Here is a 19,369-nt window from a genome sequence, read left to right as displayed (position 1 = left end):
ATGGATAAAATTCATATCAAAGCCAAAATATTCCGCAAAATATATAGAAGTGAGGAAAATATATGAGCAATACAATGAAAACAATTATTTTTATAGTATCCCTTTTTACTTTCCTGTTATTTTTTATCCTTATTAATACAATAATCGCCCCGGAGGTGATATTGGATTCTCCAAATGCCGCTCTGCTTGCAGCCCTGCTTTATATCGCAGCCTATATTACAGCAATGTATTCCCAGGCATTTATGAAGTATTTGTATACAAAAAACCGCATGAAAGCCTTGAATATTATAAAGGCCCTTCCTGCAAAGTCCTTTGAAATGCGTGACAGACTTATAATATTGGCTCTTCCCATTATCGCAATCTTCATGCCAATGGTAAGGAAACGCGAGGTTACCGCAGAAAACCTTTGGTCTATAGCTTACTTGGCTGTTTTCGCACTCATTATTGAAGTACTTTTCCTGATTAACAGCAGAACTCTCAAAGCCTATGTAACTGATAAAGGCTTTGCAATAAACGGTATAGACTTCAGGCTGGAGCTTTCCATCCCCTTCAGCTATTCCAATGCAGTAGGCTGGTACCCCTTCGAAAGAATAGAGAACTACTTGGCCCTAAGCAGCAAGGTGCTTTTATACCAGACTTACGATATGGGAGTCATTGCATTGGAATGCAGTGAAGATGAAGTTAAGCAGATAAAAGGACTATTGGTTTCAAAGAAGATACCCGAAAGAAGATATTAAAAGGAAAAGACCCATAAGGGTCTTTTTTTAGCTTTTACTCGAACCTGCCTTTATCCCTGTCAAGTATCTTCGTCAGGAAGTGTCCGGTGTATGAAGCATCAATTTTGCATATATCCTCAGGGGTACCTTGTCCTATAATTGTACCACCTCTGTCTCCGCCTTCCGGGCCAAGGTCTATAATATAATCTGACCTTTTTATCACATCCAGGTTATGTTCTATTACAATGATGCTGTTGCCTGCATCCACAAGTCTGTCAAGTATTCCAAGCAGCTTGTGTATATCCGCAATATGAAGGCCTGTGGTAGGCTCATCCAAAATATACACCGTCTTACCCGTGCTTCTTTTTGAAAGCTCATAGGCCAGCTTTATCCTCTGAGCTTCTCCACCGGACAACTCTGTCGAAGGCTGCCCCAGCTTAACATATCCTAAGCCTACATCATACAAGGTCTGAATCTTTTTCTGCACTCTTGGTATATTCTCAAAGAATCCAAGGGCATCCTCCACTGTCATGTCCAGTACATCAGAAATATTCTTTCCCTTATACCTTACCTCCAGTGTCTCCCTGTTATATCTCTTGCCCTTGCATACCTCGCATGGAACATACACATCTGGTAAGAACTGCATCTCAATCTTAATGATTCCGTCACCCTTACAGGCCTCACACCTTCCACCTCTTACATTGAAGCTGAACCTGCCGTTCTTGTAGCCTCTCATTTTTGCCTCAGGAGTTGAGGAGAACACTTCTCTTATAATATCAAAGACCCCCGTATAGGTAGCAGGGTTAGACCTGGGTGTTCTTCCTATAGGTGATTGGTCTATGTCGATAACCTTGTCAATATGCTCCAATCCTTTTATGCTTTTATGCTCTCCCGCCTTCTGCCTCGATCTGTATAGCCTATGTGCAAGCTCTTTATACAGTATCTCATTGACCAGAGTGCTTTTTCCAGAACCGGATACCCCCGTTACACAGGTAAAAACTCCCAAGGGTATTTTGACATCCAGGTTCTTAAGGTTATTCTCATTAGCCCCTTTTATTTCAAGCCATTTGCCATTGGGTTTTCTCCGCTTCTCAGGTACAGGGATTACTTTTTTACCACTCAGATACTGTCCTGTGATGGATTCTTCACAGGCTAATATAGTGTCGAGAGATCCTGCTGCTACAACCTCGCCTCCGTGGACTCCAGCCCCCGGCCCCATATCTATAATATAATCTGCTGCATGCATTGTATCCTCGTCATGCTCTACTACCAGCAGAGTATTTCCCAGGTTCGTAAGATTGCGGAGCGTTTTCAGAAGCTTGTCGTTATCCCTCTGATGAAGCCCTATACTGGGTTCGTCAAGTATATACAATACTCCGACAAGACTTGAGCCTATTTGTGTTGCAAGCCTTATTCTCTGAGCCTCTCCCCCTGACAAGGTTCCTGCCGTACGGGAAAGTGTAAGATACTCCAAGCCCACATTTAGAAGGAACTCCAGACGATCCCTTACTTCTTTTAAAACCAACTTGGATATTAACTTGTGTTTTTCCGAGAGCTGAACCTGATCAAAAAAGTCCTTTATTTTATAAATAGACATATCACATACCTCAGCAATTGAAAGACCGCCTATCTTAATCGCAAGACTTTCTTTCCTGAGCCTGGTCCCCTTACAATCGGGACAAGGTATGGAAGACATGTATTTTTCTATTTCATTCCTCATGTAATCAGACTTGGTCTCCTTGTAGCGTCTATCAAGGTTGTTCACGACCCCCTCAATGGACACCATCACTTCTCCCTTGCCGTACTCCCTCTCATACCTTACTTTTATCTTTTCTCCGCCGTTGCCGTTTAACAACATGTCTACAATCTTTTCATCCAATTCACAGACAGGAGAGTCCATGCTAAAACCATAGTGTCTGGACGCTGCATCTAATATATTGTAATACCAGGTATCTTCGTCAAAATTCCTCCAAGGCTCTATGGCTCCCTCAGCTATTGATTTTGTCCTGTCAGGTATTACAAGATCGGGGTCTATCCTGCGGAGCTCCCCCAAACCGTCACATACAGGGCATTTCCCGAAGGGACTGTTGAAGGAGAACATCCTTGGGGCGGGATCCTCTATGCTTATTCCACATTCTACACATGCGAAGTTCTGGCTGAACAGTCTTTCCTCTTTACCTACTATATCAATAAGTGCTGTACCTCCGGAAAGCTTCAGGACTGTCTCCAAAGAATCGGTCAGCCTTTTACTGGCGCCTTCCTTTACTACTACTCTGTCAACAATTACTTCAATAGTATGCTTTTTATTCTTTTCCAGCTTGACTTCCTCATTAAGATCCATAGTCTCACCGTCAATTCTCGCCCTTACATATCCGCTCTTTTTTATATCCTCCAGAAGCTTCTGGTGCTCCCCCTTCTTCCCTCTGATAACAGGGGCCATGAGCTGTACCTTCGTTCCCGGCTCAAGAGTTTTAATATAATCAACCATCTGATCCACTGTCTGCTGAGTTATTTCTTTGCCGCACACATGGCAGTGAGGTGTCCCTATCCTTGCAAAAAGAAGTCTAAGATAGTCATATATTTCTGTTACAGTACCCACCGTGGAACGAGGATTCCTGTTGGTAGTCTTCTGATCTATGGATATGGCCGGAGACAGACCCTCTATATAATCCACATCGGGCTTCTCCATCTGCCCCAGGAACTGCCTTGCATAGGCGGAAAGAGACTCCACATAGCGCCTCTGTCCCTCCGCATATATTGTGTCAAAAGCAAGTGAAGACTTACCGGAGCCGCTTAAGCCTGTCACTACGACAAACTTGTCCCTTGGTATTTCTATATCTATGTTTTTAAGGTTATGCTCTCTGGCACCCTTAATAATGATTTTATCCTTAGCCATCATACACCCCTTATTTCTTAACCTTCTGTCTCAGCTCAACTATTTTGTCTCTAAGCTCAGCAGCCCGTTCATACTGCATAGCTCTTGCACAGTCCTTCATCTCTTCTTCTAAAGCAGATATAAGTCTTACTATATCCTCTTTCCTCAAATGTTCTATATCATCCTTCACACCGTACTTTGCAGACTCTTCTGCAACAGTAGTGGCTTCGATGACATCATGTATCGCCTTTCTTATGGTCTGAGGCTCGATTCCATGCTCTTCATTATAATCTATCTGTATTCTTCTTCTTCTGTTGGTTTCACTTATAGCCTTCTTCATGGATTCGGTAATTTTATCAGCATACATCATTACCTTTCCATCCACATTCCTCGCTGCTCTGCCGATTGTCTGGATTAGAGAGGTCTCCGACCTTAAAAATCCTTCTTTATCTGCATCCAATATAGCAACCAGCGATACTTCCGGAAGGTCCAATCCCTCCCTTAGGAGGTTTATGCCAACAAGTACATCAAACTCACCCAACCTAAGACTTCTGAGTATCTTCATTCTCTCCATGGTAAGAATATCCGAATGCAGGTATCGTACTCTGATATCCAATTCCTTCATATATGCGGTTAAATCCTCTGCCATCTTTTTCGTAAGAGTAGTAACAAGAATTCTTTGGTTCTTCTGAACCCTTTCATGTACTTCCCCTATGAGATGATCTATCTGTCCCTTTACAGGCTTCACTTCTATCTCAGGGTCCACCAGTCCGGTAGGCCTTATAATCTGTTCCGCCACACGAGCGCTTCGCTCAAGCTCATACTTAGCCGGTGTGGCACTTATATAGAGCACTTGATTAAGCCGCTGCTCAAACTCTTCAAAATTCAATGGCCTGTTATCAAAAGCAGAAGGCAGTCTGAAGCCATAATCAACAAGGGACTCTTTCCTCGCTCTGTCTCCAAAGTACATGCCTCTGACCTGAGGTATTGAAACATGTGATTCATCAACTACCAGAAGGTAATCCTCAGGGAAAAAGTCCAATAGCGTGAAGGGCGCACTTCCCGGTGGTCTGCCGCTGATATGTCTTGAATAGTTCTCTATTCCGGAGCAGTAGCCTACTTCCTTCATCATCTCAATATCATAATTGGTTCTTTGCAAAAGTCTCTGGGCTTCCACCAGTTTGTCCTGCTCCTTCAATTCCTTTACCCGCTGCTCCAGTTCTATCTCTATTGTATTGATTGCAGCCTCCAGCTTGGCTTGGGTGGTGGCGAAGTGGGAAGCTGGGTATATGTAAGCATGCTGCCTCTCGCCTATGATATTGCCCGTTAATGAATCTATCTCAAGGATTCTTTCGATTTCGTCTCCGAAATACTCAACCCTGATTGCTTTATCTGAGGATGCAGCTGGGAAAATATCTACTATATCTCCTCTTACCCTAAAGGTACCCCTCACAAAATTTATATCGTTTCTGTCATATTGGATATCAATGAGCTTTCTAAGTACCTCGTCCCTATCCTTGACCATACCCTTTCTCAAGGAAAGCACAAGAGACCTGTAATCCTCAGGATCTCCAAGGCCGTATATGCAGGAAACGCTGGCAACAATTATAACATCTTTTCTTTCAAACAACGCAGCTGTCGCTGAGTGTCTCAGCTTATCAATCTCATCATTTATATCCGCTTCTTTTTCTATATAAGTATCAGAACGAGCAACATAAGCTTCCGGCTGGTAATAATCGTAGTAGCTGACAAAGTATTCTACACAATTATCGGGGAAGAATTCTTTAAACTCTTCGCATAATTGAGCTGCCAGAGTTTTATTGTGTGCCAGCACAAGAGTGGGTTTCTGAACCTTCTCGATGACATTGGCAACAGTAAAGGTTTTTCCCGAGCCTGTTACCCCGAGCAGCGTCTGATACCTGTCTCCTGCCAATATTCCTTTTGTCAGCTTTTCAATTGCCTCTGGCTGGTCCCCCGTAGGCACGTAATCTGATACAAGCTTAAACCTATCCATTTTAACACCTTCTTTTAAGGATACATTAGAATTATACCACACTAGTTTCTAGTATACATAAATGCAATATTTATATATTTTCACTAATTTATGTAAAATAATTAGAACACCTGTTCGTAACTATTTTATAATTTATATCTTTTGCTGTCAACAGCGAATATAAAAAAGGCTTCTAGTGAAGCCTCTTAACAACAGAGTTCGGGATAACACTGAATACACGGATGTTCCACGGAATCACACGGCATGGTTTATGCTTTACCTATGTCATTCTGAGTTTACGAAGAATCTTATTATTCTTTTCTTTTCTCCTTATGTATCATCCATGCCAGCTTGAAAAGCCAGCTGTCCTCAAACTTCTTAATATCAAAGCCTGTGCTTTTATTTATCTTGTCAAGTCTGTAAAGCAGAGTGTTCCTGTGAATATATAGCTTTGCAGCTGTATCTGTAAGATTCAGGTTATTCTTAAAAAACTCTTCTATAGTAATTCCCAGCTCCCCGTTCAGCATCTCCTTGAATTCAGGTGTGAATACTCTCCTGCTTATGAATTCCTTAAGCTTTGGATCCAGATTGTGTGCTATCCTGTAGCCATACATGCCCTCGTAATCCAGGACGCTGTCCCCCAAGCCGTATATTTGCTTCAGGCATAATGCCTCTATGCAGTTACCGTACATCCCTTGCAGCTCTTTTGCACAAACTGCGCTTCCACCTAAAACTACCTTACATTCAATCAATAGTTCGCTCAATACGTTCTTTACGAAGCTGCTGCACGCTTCAATAATATTTTCCTCATTAGCAACAGCGATTATCCTATTGCCATATTCGAGTCTTGCTCTAATATCCATTGTGTTTATCAGGATTTCAAGAACCTCATTCTTATAATCCCCAAAATCATCAACGAGCAGCATATATCCCGGCAAATAGGACTTCAAATTCTCTTCCAGCTTTGCAAGCTCAGCTTCATCATATTTGCCTTCTACCGCTTTCTTTAGGAATGTCGCAGTAGAACCATCGCTTTCTGTTGCTGCACCCAAAAGCAGCATTACCAAATTGGTGGTTTCTGATTCATAGTACTTGTCCGAGCTGATACATACAAAATGTTTGTTTCCACCAACATCTAACCTATATATATTGCAGCCTTTATAGTTTTTTCCTGCTTCTTTGCATGCCTCTTCATAGGTTATGCCCAGGGCAGAACCCTCTGGATAAACTATACTCTCATTCTGCATTATAACAGCTATTCTCTTATTTGTTATTTCTGCCGCCTGTTCAAGCAGTATCCTCATGTCAGCCATATTCTTACCTCAATTAAAGTATAAGCGAATGGTTTTGCCATTCGCTTACATTTTATCATATTTTAATGTTTTTTTATATTGCTTTCTCAGTCTCCACATCAAACAAGTGTATTTTATCCCAATGCAGCTGCAGTTCTACAGTATCCCCGGATCTCTTTTTTGTCTTTGCATCAACTCTGGCAATAACCTGCTTATCGCACTTTGTGAAATACAGATATGTCTCTGAACCCATAAGCTCAGCAACTTCAATCTTACCAGTAATAGTAGAGTAATCATTTGTTAGAGGATCTATCTCTGCTTCATGCAAATGCTCAGGTCTGATTCCAGCATACACTTCCTTGGTTACATAGCCATTATCCTTAAGCTTTGCTGCCACTTCAGCAGTCAAGCCCAGTACAGTGCCATCAGTAAGCTTTATTGCAACTTTACCGCCTTCTTCGACAACAGTACCGCGGAAAATATTCATCTGCGGGCTGCCTATGAAGCCTGCAACGAAAAGATTGGTCGGCTTGTCATATGCATTCTGCGGGCTGTCTATCTGTTGGATGTCACCATCCTTCATTATTACTATTCTTGTTCCCATTGTCATGGCTTCAGTCTGGTCATGGGTTACATATATGAAGGTGGTATTCAGTCTCTTATGAAGCTTTGATATCTCTGTTCTCATCTGAACCCTCAGCTTTGCATCAAGGTTTGAAAGAGGTTCATCCATGAGAAATACTTTAGGTTCTCTAACCATTGCTCTTCCAAGGGCAACCCTTTGCCTCTGCCCGCCTGACAATGCTTTAGGTCTTCTGTCAAGCAGAGACTCTATTTCAAGGAGTGTTGCAGCCTTTTTAACTCTCTCGTCTATCTCAGCCTTGGGAACCTTCTTAAGCTTCAGACCAAAGGCCATGTTCTCATAAACAGTCATATGCGGATAAAGTGCATAGTTCTGGAAAACCATTGCTATGTCCCTGTCTTTAGGTGCAACATCATTTACCAGCTTGTCACCAATATACAGCTCACCTTCAGAAATCTCCTCAAGTCCCGCTATCATTCTCAAGGTTGTTGTCTTTCCACAGCCTGATGGTCCAACAAGAACAATAAACTCCTTATGCTCGATTTCCACGCTGAAATCTTTAACTGCTGTCACATTTCCAGGATAAACCTTTTTTACATGTCTTAAGGATAGATTTGCCATTAGAATTCCGCTCCCCTCTAACAAAAATTAATAATATCAAATAATACAGAATTTAAAACCTGCCGTTGTTATTGCTAATATAAGTATAGAATAATGGGAATACTAATTCCATTAGGAGAAATAATGAATGTATATTTATATTTTTGTAGCAATTGATAAATATTAACATGCACTATTCAGGAAATGTGCTATCCAAATATACAAATATAAAGCGAGGTATAGTTATGGAAGGAAAACCCATTGAAGGTGATAAGAATCCACTTGAGAAAAGCGAAAGTGAAAAAGAGAATGAGTATATAGATGTCTTCAAATGCTTTGAAACAGCTAATATTAGAAACCGAAATGCCTTCTGCGAGCTTCTGGACTATTCAATTGAAAACAGAAGAGATCCCAAAAACCACGTGTAACACCGAAGACACTGAAATCCACTGAACACACGGCAAAAAATATAAACCATACCGTGTCATTCCGTGAAACATCCGTGTATCCCGTGTTATCCGTAACCATTTTTTCCTGCAAAGCCCTGTCCTAATACGCGTAACTCGAAACGCGTAACAGTAATTATACATCAATATCCCTTTTATGTTTTCTTTTCAGTCTCCGCAGCAGCCGCTTTGCTACTGAACTGCCTGTGCTCATCTCATAATAGAAATCAGTATTACCAGGAACTATAAGAGCCCCTAAGCTTCCGATTCCAGTTCTATAATTCATATGTTCTGCTGTAATCACACTTCCTGCTGGCTTCTTAATATCAAGCCATATAAAAGTGGGGTAGCTGCTCAATAACTCTGTAAGATGCTTTTCGCTGTATACAGATATGCCGTTGATTCTAAGTATCGTATCACCCGGCCTTATGTTCATTTTGTCTGCAATAGAGTCCTTCTGCACATAAAGTACTTTTATACCGTTCTCCTTGCTTGCAAAATAAGGTTCTCCCTCCTCTTCCTCCTTTGCTCCATATATAATGAGCATTTCATGAGCGAGAGGAGCAAATACAGCAGCTGCATAAGCAAATATTCTAACCTTTGAAGCAATTATAGAAAGTATAATAAGTATCAGACTGTAGCCTGCCAGCCTAACAGCAGAGCTTCTGCACTTTCTGTCAGGCATTTTTGTTATTGCCATATCTCCATATCCCAGCACAACAGGCACCACAAGGGGTATATATACCAAGTCCCTTATTCCTCCTGCTGCAGAATGCTTCAGAAAAGGCCACCAAGATGGCATGTCAATAATTTCGGCAAGGCTTATTCTGCCTCCTTCACCGCCAAACATAACTGCAAACACTACCAGAGGAATCGGCCATACCTTATTCATGACATAACCCCCGACCGTATCCCCTTTCTGCCTTTTCAGGAACAAAGGCACAGAATAGGTATAACCGTCCAGCCAGATTAAGAAGCTCTCAACCAGATGGAGTACGCCGATAAGTGCCAGCAGCCCTGGAACATTTACTGACGGAAAGCCGAATATCAGGTTTGAGAGTGCTACCAAGCCTCCGGCATAGGAAAAGCACAAATATCTTGGGTTTATCACAGCAAGCAGGATAGCAATTATCCAGATATATGTGATAGCATCCGTTAGTGAACCTTCTCCTGCACTTGTATAATCCACTATACTGATACCTAGAAGAATCACAATAAGACTGCCTAAAAGTCCTCCAGCCAACCCAACCAGCACAGAACTCGACACTTTATAAAATATAGGATAGCTGGTACCCAGCATTCTTGTCTCAATCCCAGCATTTTTCCTGTATATTGCTATCAAAACCAGTATTATTATCCAGAAAAACTCATCTAACAAGAGATTGCCGAATTGTTCGAATACCAATCCGGCAATCTTAAGAATTGTAACCATAAAGCACCTCGAATCACCTTGTCTGTTTGAGCAGCTCCTCTATAGCTCTTTCAAGCTGTACGTCCTTTACCTCCTCAGGCTTCTGACCAGATCTTGTCTCTAATGCTTTAACCTCTATATCAGGCTGTATTCCTATCTTATTGATGCTTATGCCGTTGGGAGTATAATACTTCTGAGTAGTGAGCTTCATACCTGAGCCGTCCTTCAGCTGTTCAATTGATTGGACCAAACCTTTGCCAAAGCTCTTTGTACCTATCAAAAGCCCTGCTTTCCTATCCTTTACTGCTCCGGACACTATTTCAGATGCACTGGCGCTCCCCTCATCTATTAGAATAACAAAGGGCACATCAATCTTACCGCTCTTGGACTTGTAATCTTCCCTTTTCTTACTCTTATCCTCTGTATAAACTATTAAACCCTCATCCAGCAGTTCATCAGCTACCTCAACGCATTGATTTATGAAGCCTCCCGGATTCTGCCTCAAATCTATTACCAAGCTCTTCATCTTCTTTTCCTCAAGAGCAGTTAAAGCCTTCTTGAACTCGCCGCCGGTATCCTCATCGAACATGCTTATCCTTATGTAACCGACATTATTATCCATCATATTGCTTTTTACTGTTTTCAGTATGATTTCTTCTCTTGTTATCTTAAACACCTGAGGTTCTTTTATGTCATCCCTCATTACAGTCAAAGTGACCGGAGAGCCTTTTTTACCCTTCATCAGAGTAACTGCTGCCTCCAACTCAATCCCGATTATATCCTTATCATCAACCTTTATAATCTTATCATTGGTTTTAAGTCCGGCTCTTTCTCCGGGAGTATCCTCTATCGGAGCAACAACCGTCACATAACCATCCTCACTTCTGGTGACAATAACTCCGATGCCACCATAGGAGCCTTTGGTAGACTCATTGAAATTCTTGAATTCATCTTTGGTCATATACACAGAATATGGGTCGCTCAGGGATTCGAACATTCCTTTGATTGCGCCCTCTATAAGCTTATCATCATCTGCTCCTTCAACATAGTTGCCCTTGATATATTCCTTAAGCCCCAAAAGCTTATCCATGCTTTTAACCGTTTGAAAATCTTCCTTTGCTATTACTACTTTGTTCCCCATACTTATAGCGACCGTATTCGCAGCGATAAAGGTGCTGAAAGCTGTAACAATTACTAATATTATTGCCCACAAAAATGCTGTCCTTTTACTTATCATCAATTTCACCTCATAAAATTTATCTAAATCTGTATATTATATTACTATTACCTTATATATAGTATCCAAAACCACTATTTGAATTTACTCCTTTGTCAGACTACATTTGCTGCAGTAGCCATAAATCTCGAATTTATGGTCGGTAGCTCTGAAGCCTATAGACGTTAGCTGCTCCTCCCCAAGGCTTGCATAAGGGCAAATATCAATTTCCTTCATCGCTCCGCATTCCTTGCAAATTATATGGTGGTGGTGCGCCAGTCCACAAAGCTCATAATGGCTTATACCGCTTTCCAGGTGCAGCTTGCTTATTATCTCCAATGAGCTTAATAATTCAAGGTTCCTGTAAATGGTGGAAAAATTAATCCCCTTCAATTTTTCCCTCACAAGATCAAATATCTCCTGTGCAGTATAATGTCTCTGACTTTCATTAAAAACCTCAATAATAAGCCTTCTCTGCTCAGTTAGCTTATAACCCTTACCTCTAAGCATCTCTTCAATCCTGCTCAAATCTTTCATTTCTACACTTCCTTGTTTCATGATCACTGCATTCTGAATATTTTTTTAACAGTCAAAACAATAAGCAGTATAAATACAGAGGTTAATACGATAGAGCCTCCAGGTGCAAGGTCAAAATAGTAGGATGTAAAAAGTCCTACGACCACAGATATTAATGCAAAAACCACCGATAAGAAAATCGTATTTTTAAAGCTTTTGGATATCAATAAGCTGCAGGCTACGGGGACAACCATAAGTGAGGATACCATAAGTATTCCGACAACCCTCATGGAAACCACAATTGTCATGGCTGTGAGTGCTGTAAAATATATATTCAGCGTTGATACAGGTATTCCTGCAAGCTCCGCCCCCTCCTCATCAAAGGCCATATAGAAAAATTCCTTATAAAGCAGCCATACCGAAACCAGTATGATGATACTTAAACCTAGTATTGTGTATATATCAAGCATAGTGACCGCAATTATGCTGCCGAACAGATAGCTTAGCAAATCTGCATTAAAGGATTTGGCAAGACTGATTAACACAACAGCCAGACCTATGCTCGCCGAAAGCACTATGGATATTGAAAGCTCCGCATATTGCGAAAAGCGTTTTCTCAATTGCTCAACACCTATAGCAGCAGCCAAAGAAAAAATCAGTGCCCCCCACAAAGGATAAAATCCTCCAAGCATACCTGCGGCAATACCGGCAAGAGATGCGTGGGAAAGTGTATCGCCTATCATGGACAACCTTCTCATAACAACAAAGGTTCCAATAAGCGGACATATCACTGCTACCAAGAGCCCCGCTGCAAAAGCCCTCTGCATGAATTCAAAACTAAGCAATTCTAACATATATCTTACCCCCGCCTAATGTCTGTGAGTTATTTGAGCCCTGTTGTGATTTTCATAGGCTTCTTTGAATATATCTGCACCTTGATTTATTGCACAGTCATGCTCAAGAAGTTTTCCCTCGGATAAGCACAATACCCTGTTGACTCTCTTATCAATAGCGCCTATATCATGAGTAACAATTACCAACGTAATTCCTCTGTTTTTATTCAGAGAATCCATCAGCTCATAAAAGCTTTCCTCTGATTTCTGGTCTATTCCGACTGTAGGTTCATCCATAAATATTACCCGTGGATTGCTGACCAGGGATTTAGCTATGAATACCCTCTGCTGCTGGCCTCCGGAAAGCCTTCCTATAATCCTTTTCTTAAACTCCAGCATATCCACAGTCCGAAGTGCTTCATCCACCTTCTCCCGGTGGATTTTACCCGTACGCCCTGCCAAACCTACCATAGGATAAAGATTAGCCGAGACCACTTCCTCTACAGTTGCCGGAAAGCCTTGGTTGAAGGAAGTGGCTTTCTGTGGTATATATCCAATCTTGCCCCATTGGTTGAATTTATTGATATCAGTATCAAAAACCTTTATAGTCCCTTTCTGAGGTTTTAGCAATCCCAGAAAAATCTTAAGCAGCGTACTTTTACCCGAACCATTGGGGCCTACTATTCCCAAAAAATCTCCGTCTTTGATGGTAGTACTTACTCCATCCAGCACATTAATTCTGCCATACCCGAAGCTTATGTTCTCAATTTTTATAATATCTGCTCCCATTTAATCACCCAACGCCTTTTTCAAGTTTTCTAAATTCTCGTACATAACTGTAATATAGTCCTTCCCAGACTTAATATCTTCTTCGTTCAAGCCTGCAGCATCATTGAGCACCAGCGTTCCTGCGCCCACTTCCCCTGCTAAGGTTTCAGAGAGCTTGGGGCTTGTAAGCTTTTCAAAGAATATGTATTCGACATTCTTTTCCTTGCAAACCCTGGTGAGCTCTATCATCTTTGAAGAACTGATCTCTGCCTGAGGATTGATTCCCGTGATAGCAATCTGCTCCAGCCTATAGTCCTTTGCAAAGTATCCGAAGGCTTCATGGGAAACAACAATCACATTACTCTTAAAAGACTTGGAGGCATCACTGATATCTTTATCCAGCTTAGCGAGCTTCGAATCCAGTTCAGCCATATTCTTCCTATAATATTCAGAGTTTTCAGGGTCAATCTCCACAATTGCCTGACAAATGGTCTGAGCCTGCTGCATCGCTCTTTTTGGACTCACCCATATATGAGGGTCGTAGATACCATGTTCGTGGTCTTCCCCATTTTGTACTTCCTCTTCCTCGTGTTTCTCAGATTTAAGGAGTTCAATACCTACGCTGGCATCAACTATTTTCGTTTTACCGCTGTTGATATTGGGCAGTATTTTATCAATCCAAGGCTCCATTCCCACACCGTTATATATAAGCATGTCAGCCTTACTGAGCTCTATTACCATCCTGGGGCTAGGCTCCCAATCATGGGGTTCCGCTCCCGCAGGCACCATGGATATTACCTCTGCCTTATCCCCGGCTATCTCACTCGCGAGAAAATACATGGGGTAAAAGCTGGCATATATTTTCATCCGGCCTTTATCTGTCTCGTTCTGATTACTTCGGTCTATAGGCTTTTCACTAGCTCCTGCACAGCCCGACAGCACCATACTAAGCAGTAGTAAAACGATTAATGCTGTTTTTACCTTTTTCATTCATCCTTCCCCTTTTTGCAAACAATTTGCATTTACATTGTATAATATTGTCTTATGTCATGTCAATTATTCAAAGGATAAAAAAAATACACCAAATTGGTGTATTTTTAATCTCTACCCTGTATAGGACGGGCGATTCGTGAATCGCCCCTACTTGCCTGTCAAATACTTCATTGGATCTACATGCTGCCCGTTTTCTCTTACCTCAAAGTGAAGGTGTGGTCCTGTTGAAAGGCCTGTGCTGCCGGATTTTGTTATCGCTTTGCCCTTTTCAACCTCATCTCCAACCTTTACAAGAAGCTTGCTGTTATGAGCATACAGCGTAGATATTTTACCGCCATGGTCTATGATTACAGTATTGCCATAGCCTCCATAATATCCTGAGTATATGACCTTTCCTGCGTTTGCGGCAACTATGGTTGAGCCGCTTGGAACTGCAATGTCTATTCCCGTGTGCAGCTTTTTCTTCTTAAGTATTGGGTGAGTCCTGTAGCCATAAGGAGATGTGATCCTGGAATAGCCCGGTGCGGGCCAGCCTATCTTTCCTCCTATATATTTGTTGGAGGACTGCAGTGAGACTATCTTCTTCCCAATCTCGGCGGATTGTGCCAAGAGCTTGTCCTCTTGTCGCTCCAGCTCTTTCAAGTCTTTGGTAAGGTCCTTAAGTGTCTTCTCTCTATCCTCCTTAGCTGTCGCAACCTGCTCCTTTTTCTCGCCTATCTGATTCTTAAGCCTTTCTTTTTCCTTCAGCTCTGATCCCAGCTGATTTCTTTTATCTGCAACCGAATCACGGTGACTTTTCATTTTACTTAACAGATTCATATCAAAGTTGATAATCTTTTTGAGAAAATCTAGTCTGGATATAAAATCCGAGAAGCTCGTGGAGTTCAATATTACCGACATATATCCAACGTTTCCGTTTTCATACATGACTCTTACTCTCTTTTTCAAGAGTTCCTTCTGACTACCGGCATCACTAGAGGCTCTTTCAAGCTCCCTTGTTGTAACTGCAATCTGATTCTCTAGTTGGGAAAGCGTGCTTTCGACATTGGAAAGCTCATCCTCAGCTTGATTAAGCTTATGATCCAGGTCTTCTATAGCCTTTGATACATTTTTCTTCTCCTTCTTTACCTCGTTAATGGTTTTTTGGGTCTGCTGTATCTGACTATTCAGCTTATCCTGCTCCTGCTTAAGCTTGTCAACTTCAGTAGGGCTCTTTGCATAAACATTAGCAAAGGGTATTGAAAGCATAAGTGCTAGTAAGAATGCAACTATTCTTTTTTTCAACTCTACCCCTCCTAGTTTTAATTTATTAAGACATTCCTTAATTTGCCCATTCATTGAAGCGCAGCTTCAATGCTGACAGGCTGCGCCTGGAAGGGGCCTAAACTTTAATAAACTTTCTTACCGAAATAAGGCTTCCTGCTGCGCCGATTATTATACCGACAGTTATCAAAAGCACCATCATGCTTGTTATAATCTGATTAAAAGGCATAAGGGATATGGACATAAAGCCTATCATCTGGTTTTTTACAAGGTTGGAACAGTAAAAGTAGGCGCCTCCAAGTATAGCAGTGGCTGCTATGGCTCCAATTATGCCCACCATTATCCCTTCAATGATAAATGGCATCCTTACAAACCAGTCTGTGGCACCTACGTATTTCATTATCCCTATCTCACGCCTTCTGGCATATAGGGTGAGCTTTATGGTGTTCGCTATTATGAATATTGAAATGAACAGGAGTATGAGTATTATCACAACACTGCTCATTCTCAACACATAGGTTGTACTCAAGAGCTTTGCAAGCTCCTCCTTGCCATATACTACTTTTTCAATATTTGAAATTGCTGATACCGACATTGCTACGCTGGATGCCTTATTTGGATCTGACAGGGTAATGAGGAAAGCATCCGGAAGCGGATTGTCACCATCCAGGCCCTCCAGCAGATAGGAGTTATCGCCCCATTTTTTCTCCAAATTCTTAAGTGCTACAGCTTTGGATATGAACTCTGCAGATTTTACTCCGTTTATTGATTTAATCTCAGTATTCATAGTATCTATAATGTTCTCACTCAGTCCGTCGTTCAGATATACCATCATCTCAATCTGTGATTCCAGCTTAGTAGCTGCAAAATCTATATTGAGCACTATAACCAAGAATATTCCTATAACTAAGAGCGCTGCTACTACTGAGGTTATTGCCGCAGCACTCATCGTTCTGTTTCTCTTAAGGCTTGAAAGCCCTTCTCTGATAAAAAACTTACCTGTTCTAAGCTTCACCGCCGTACCCACCTCGCTTTTCATCCCTGATAATCGCACCATTTTCTACTGCGACTACTCGTTTCTTCATCCCATTCACTATATCACTGGCGTGGGTAGCCATCAGTATGGTAGTCCCTCGTTGGTTTATCTCACTTAGTGTTTTCATAATATCCCAGGACATTTCCGGATCCAGGTTTCCAGTAGGCTCATCTGCAATAAGAATTGATGGACTATTAACCATTGCTCTAGCCAAGGATACTCTCTGCTGTTCCCCCCCCGAAAGCTGGTGAGGATAAAGCCCGGCCTTCCTGCTCAGGCCAACCATGCTAAGGACAATAGGCACCTGACGTCTTATCTCTTTTGGAGGAGCTTCAATGACTTCCATAGCAAAAGCCACATTCTCATACACATTCTTTTCCAGCAGCAGTTTAAAGTCCTGAAAAACCACTCCAATATTTCTCCTGTGAAAAGGAATCTCTTTTCTTCTGTACTTTGTAATATCCTTGTCATTTACAATTATACTGCCCGATGAAGGCTCGATCTCCTTGAGCAGCAGTTTTATAATAGTTGACTTGCCTGCTCCGCTGGAGCCTACAAGAAAAACAAATTCGCCATTGTTTATAGTTAAATTGATATTGTTCAATACCTTATGCCCATCCTGGAATTCCATAAATACATTTTTTAGCTGTATCAACCTATCACACCCCTTACCTTTTGGAAAAATAGCAATACAAATACCGGGCAAATTCGACCTGAACATATTGTACTTCTACAAAAACAACCAGAAATCCTTCTAAAATGCTAGTTTATTTTTAATTGGCTATATCCTTTTCCATCTGAGCAAAAAGCTTTGACACACCATTCCACCAATTCGGGTCTTCTGCATATTTTCTATTAATCCATCTGATGGTGTTCATATATACCGGCCTATTGCTGCTGGACTTTATTATTGTATCGGCTGCAAGGCTGGAAGAATCATAGATATTCGTATTATAGCTCTCCCAGCTGCCATACACATTGAAGGGATTATTTGCAATTTTTTTTGCAGCTGCTCCTGTTTTGGGGACAAAGGATTGCTCTTGTCCTACAATAGCAAACATAAGCAGCGGATTTATATCGTATTTTTTTGAGGTGGCAAGTATAGCTGTAAAATATGGCTCCTCTGTAAGCATCGAGTTCTTTTTATCAAGCCACTTCTTAAGCTTGCTCTCGTCAACCCTCACATATTTGAACCCCTGATGAAGACCGTCAAGCAGCACCAAGTCCTTTTGAACCTTTAATCCCTCGAGTTTTTTCAGCACCCTTGATTCCAAAGACATATACCTGTCCACCTGGTCTTCGGTTATATCTGCATATTTGCCCTGATCCTGATGCTGCAGCGCATGTATCCTGTTGTCACCAAACAGGCTTGTGAGAACAAAAGCGGTAATGATTACCAAGGGCACCGCTGCAGAAAGTGCCAGCTTCACAGAAGGCCTTACATATTTCAGATTGTTCAAAACCAAGAGAGCTAGGTTGCGGGTGAACTCAAGAAGCACTCCAAAATCAAACCTTTTGGTGTTCGAAGCTTCCTGTTCCTTAAATTCTAAGACTTCATTTTCCGGCACAGTTTCTTGGTATTCAAACTCAAGGGCGCCTTCCAAAACTTCATCTATTCCTAACCCAAGGCTGGCCAGCGTCTCGTCCTCCGCCCAGGTTGCTTCGAATTCATAAACTATGTCATCCAGGTTATTTTCTATGTATTCCTCTTCAAACTTTTCTACACTCGAAACCAGCTTGTCCACCTTTTGGGCAGAGACAGGAATAGTCTGATTCTGATTTATCCAGAGGGTAAAGCTGTCTATGTAGCTGTCCTCATGAAGCTTAAGAGACAGGCAGGAGCTAAATACCTCCGCTGCATTTATTGAGAACTCCTTTTTATTTATGGCCTTTCTCAATACATCATCTTTTATCTTTTTTCTATGCTTTTCTTCGAACTGATATATCCGTGTATCAATGATCTTATGCAGCGCATCGGCAAATACGGCAGAAATCTCTTCTCCCGAGCTGGTGGGGTTTTTGACTCTTATATATTTTCTTAAAGTCTCAACGTTACCCGCATTAACAAATTCCTGCTCCCTGAGATTGTCGACTACCTGCTTCATTATCTGCCTCACCCCCTATGCATTTTGCAAATTACACCTTAATAACGGATATATTTTAATTATAATATTAAAAGGCTTTCTAGTCATTACAAATTAACTCAAAAAATGACAAAACCCCCGATTTTTCTCATCAGGGGTTTTAATATGATTTCTATTAAACATCATCTCTAATATATAAAACATCAACATTTTCGTATAAATCACAAGAAGAATTATCAACGACCTGCAATTTCATTAATTCAAGACTATCATATCTGTTCCCTTCCAAACCGGTTAGCTTTAATTCTTTTCTTTGAATATTTGTTATAGAGTATAAGCTTTCAAATATATAGTCTTTCTCTTTTGATTCGCTATAGTGTATTTCCAATTCAACGATCGTGTTTAAACTGATCTCATTCACGCTAATATCGTTATTTTGACAATGTCCTGCACACTCTCCCGTGCAGCAGGATTTGCTTCTTTCACAGTTCATCAGAGAATCACCCACCTTTCCGTTCTAATTTCTTACCATAAAAAACGCACCCTTTGTAATAAAAAATGCGTTACACATATCTTACCACTGGAGGTGCGTTTTATCAATAAACTAAAATGCTGTTGCTGTAATCGTCATTGTTTTTTCTACTGATGTTGCTTGGGTTCCTAATCCTTTATCAATTGTTACTGTAAAGCTGTAAGATCCATTAGTTCCAGCAGGTGTTCCAGCATCTCCAGCTGTAGCTCCTG

The 19,369-nt window shown here is 41.3% G+C and carries 17 protein-coding genes; 2 read left to right on the top strand and 15 right to left on the bottom strand.

Annotated features, from left to right (window positions below):
- Positions 1-161 precede the first annotated feature (161 nt).
- Complete coding sequence (locus VEB00_06555; GenBank protein ID HYF82671.1) at positions 162-737, top strand: hypothetical protein; 576 nt, start codon at positions 162-164, stop codon at positions 735-737.
- A gap of 34 nt (positions 738-771) precedes the next feature.
- Here VEB00_06555 and uvrA read toward each other — a convergent pair whose 3' ends face one another.
- From uvrA to ugpC, 4 genes are all read right to left on the bottom strand, one after another.
- The gene (gene uvrA / locus VEB00_06550) at positions 772-3,612 is read right to left on the bottom strand and encodes an excinuclease ABC subunit UvrA (GenBank protein HYF82670.1); all 2,841 of its coding nucleotides are present in this window, start codon (positions 3,610-3,612) and stop codon (positions 772-774) included.
- A gap of 10 nt (positions 3,613-3,622) precedes the next feature.
- A complete protein-coding gene (gene uvrB / locus VEB00_06545; GenBank protein HYF82669.1) occupies positions 3,623-5,605 on the bottom strand; it encodes an excinuclease ABC subunit UvrB in 1,983 nt (660 codons plus the stop codon).
- Positions 5,606-5,895: 290 nt separating this feature from the next.
- A complete protein-coding gene (locus VEB00_06540) occupies positions 5,896-6,897 on the bottom strand; it encodes a helix-turn-helix domain-containing protein (protein HYF82668.1) in 1,002 nt (333 codons plus the stop codon).
- Positions 6,898-6,970: 73 nt separating this feature from the next.
- Complete coding sequence (gene ugpC / locus VEB00_06535) at positions 6,971-8,080, bottom strand: sn-glycerol-3-phosphate ABC transporter ATP-binding protein UgpC (protein ID HYF82667.1); 1,110 nt, start codon at positions 8,078-8,080, stop codon at positions 6,971-6,973.
- Between the two features lie 224 nt (positions 8,081-8,304).
- Here ugpC and VEB00_06530 point away from each other — a divergent pair, with 224 nt between their 5' ends.
- Positions 8,305-8,487, top strand: a complete 183-nt coding sequence (locus tag VEB00_06530; protein HYF82666.1) for a hypothetical protein — start codon at positions 8,305-8,307, stop codon at positions 8,485-8,487.
- Positions 8,488-8,641: 154 nt separating this feature from the next.
- On the opposite strand, the gene VEB00_06525 is transcribed toward VEB00_06530, so the two are convergent.
- From VEB00_06525 to VEB00_06475, 11 genes are all read right to left on the bottom strand, one after another.
- Positions 8,642-9,937, bottom strand: coding sequence for a PDZ domain-containing protein (locus tag VEB00_06525; protein ID HYF82665.1), 1,296 nt, complete (start codon positions 9,935-9,937; stop codon positions 8,642-8,644).
- A gap of 13 nt (positions 9,938-9,950) precedes the next feature.
- Positions 9,951-11,153 (bottom strand): S41 family peptidase, encoded by a 1,203-nt coding sequence (locus VEB00_06520; protein ID HYF82664.1) that lies wholly within the window; start codon positions 11,151-11,153, stop codon positions 9,951-9,953.
- A gap of 84 nt (positions 11,154-11,237) precedes the next feature.
- Positions 11,238-11,669 carry a Fur family transcriptional regulator gene (locus tag VEB00_06515; GenBank protein ID HYF82663.1) on the bottom strand — a complete coding sequence of 144 codons (432 nt, stop codon included), beginning with the start codon at positions 11,667-11,669 and terminating at the stop codon, positions 11,238-11,240.
- Between the two features lie 23 nt (positions 11,670-11,692).
- Entirely contained in the window at positions 11,693-12,502 is an 810-nt protein-coding gene (locus VEB00_06510) for a metal ABC transporter permease (protein HYF82662.1), read from the bottom strand.
- A 15-nt stretch (positions 12,503-12,517) separates the two neighbouring features.
- Positions 12,518-13,270 carry an ABC transporter ATP-binding protein gene (locus VEB00_06505; GenBank protein ID HYF82661.1) on the bottom strand — a complete coding sequence of 251 codons (753 nt, stop codon included), beginning with the start codon at positions 13,268-13,270 and terminating at the stop codon, positions 12,518-12,520.
- Positions 13,271-14,239 carry a metal ABC transporter substrate-binding protein gene (locus tag VEB00_06500; protein HYF82660.1) on the bottom strand — a complete coding sequence of 323 codons (969 nt, stop codon included), beginning with the start codon at positions 14,237-14,239 and terminating at the stop codon, positions 13,271-13,273. It lies immediately after the preceding gene.
- 150 nt (positions 14,240-14,389) lie between these two features.
- On the bottom strand, positions 14,390-15,526 hold the full coding sequence (locus tag VEB00_06495; GenBank protein ID HYF82659.1) for a peptidoglycan DD-metalloendopeptidase family protein: 1,137 nt from the start codon (positions 15,524-15,526) through the stop codon (positions 14,390-14,392).
- A 97-nt stretch (positions 15,527-15,623) separates the two neighbouring features.
- On the bottom strand, positions 15,624-16,520 hold the full coding sequence (ftsX, locus tag VEB00_06490) for a permease-like cell division protein FtsX (GenBank protein HYF82658.1): 897 nt from the start codon (positions 16,518-16,520) through the stop codon (positions 15,624-15,626).
- Entirely contained in the window at positions 16,510-17,196 is a 687-nt protein-coding gene (gene ftsE, locus VEB00_06485; protein HYF82657.1) for a cell division ATP-binding protein FtsE, read from the bottom strand. Before ftsE ends, ftsX begins: the two co-directional genes overlap by 11 nt.
- Before the next feature lie 118 nt (positions 17,197-17,314).
- Positions 17,315-18,646, bottom strand: a complete 1,332-nt coding sequence (locus VEB00_06480; GenBank protein HYF82656.1) for a hypothetical protein — start codon at positions 18,644-18,646, stop codon at positions 17,315-17,317.
- Positions 18,647-18,800: 154 nt separating this feature from the next.
- A complete protein-coding gene (locus VEB00_06475) occupies positions 18,801-19,118 on the bottom strand; it encodes a hypothetical protein (protein HYF82655.1) in 318 nt (105 codons plus the stop codon).
- Positions 19,119-19,369 lie beyond the last annotated feature (251 nt).

The sequence above is a fragment of the Clostridia bacterium genome, assembly GCA_035628995.1.
Lineage (GTDB): Bacteria > Bacillota > Clostridia > Lutisporales > Lutisporaceae > BRH-c25.
The sequence above is the reverse complement of the archived record's forward strand: the minus strand, read 5'-3'. Positions and strand labels throughout refer to the sequence as shown.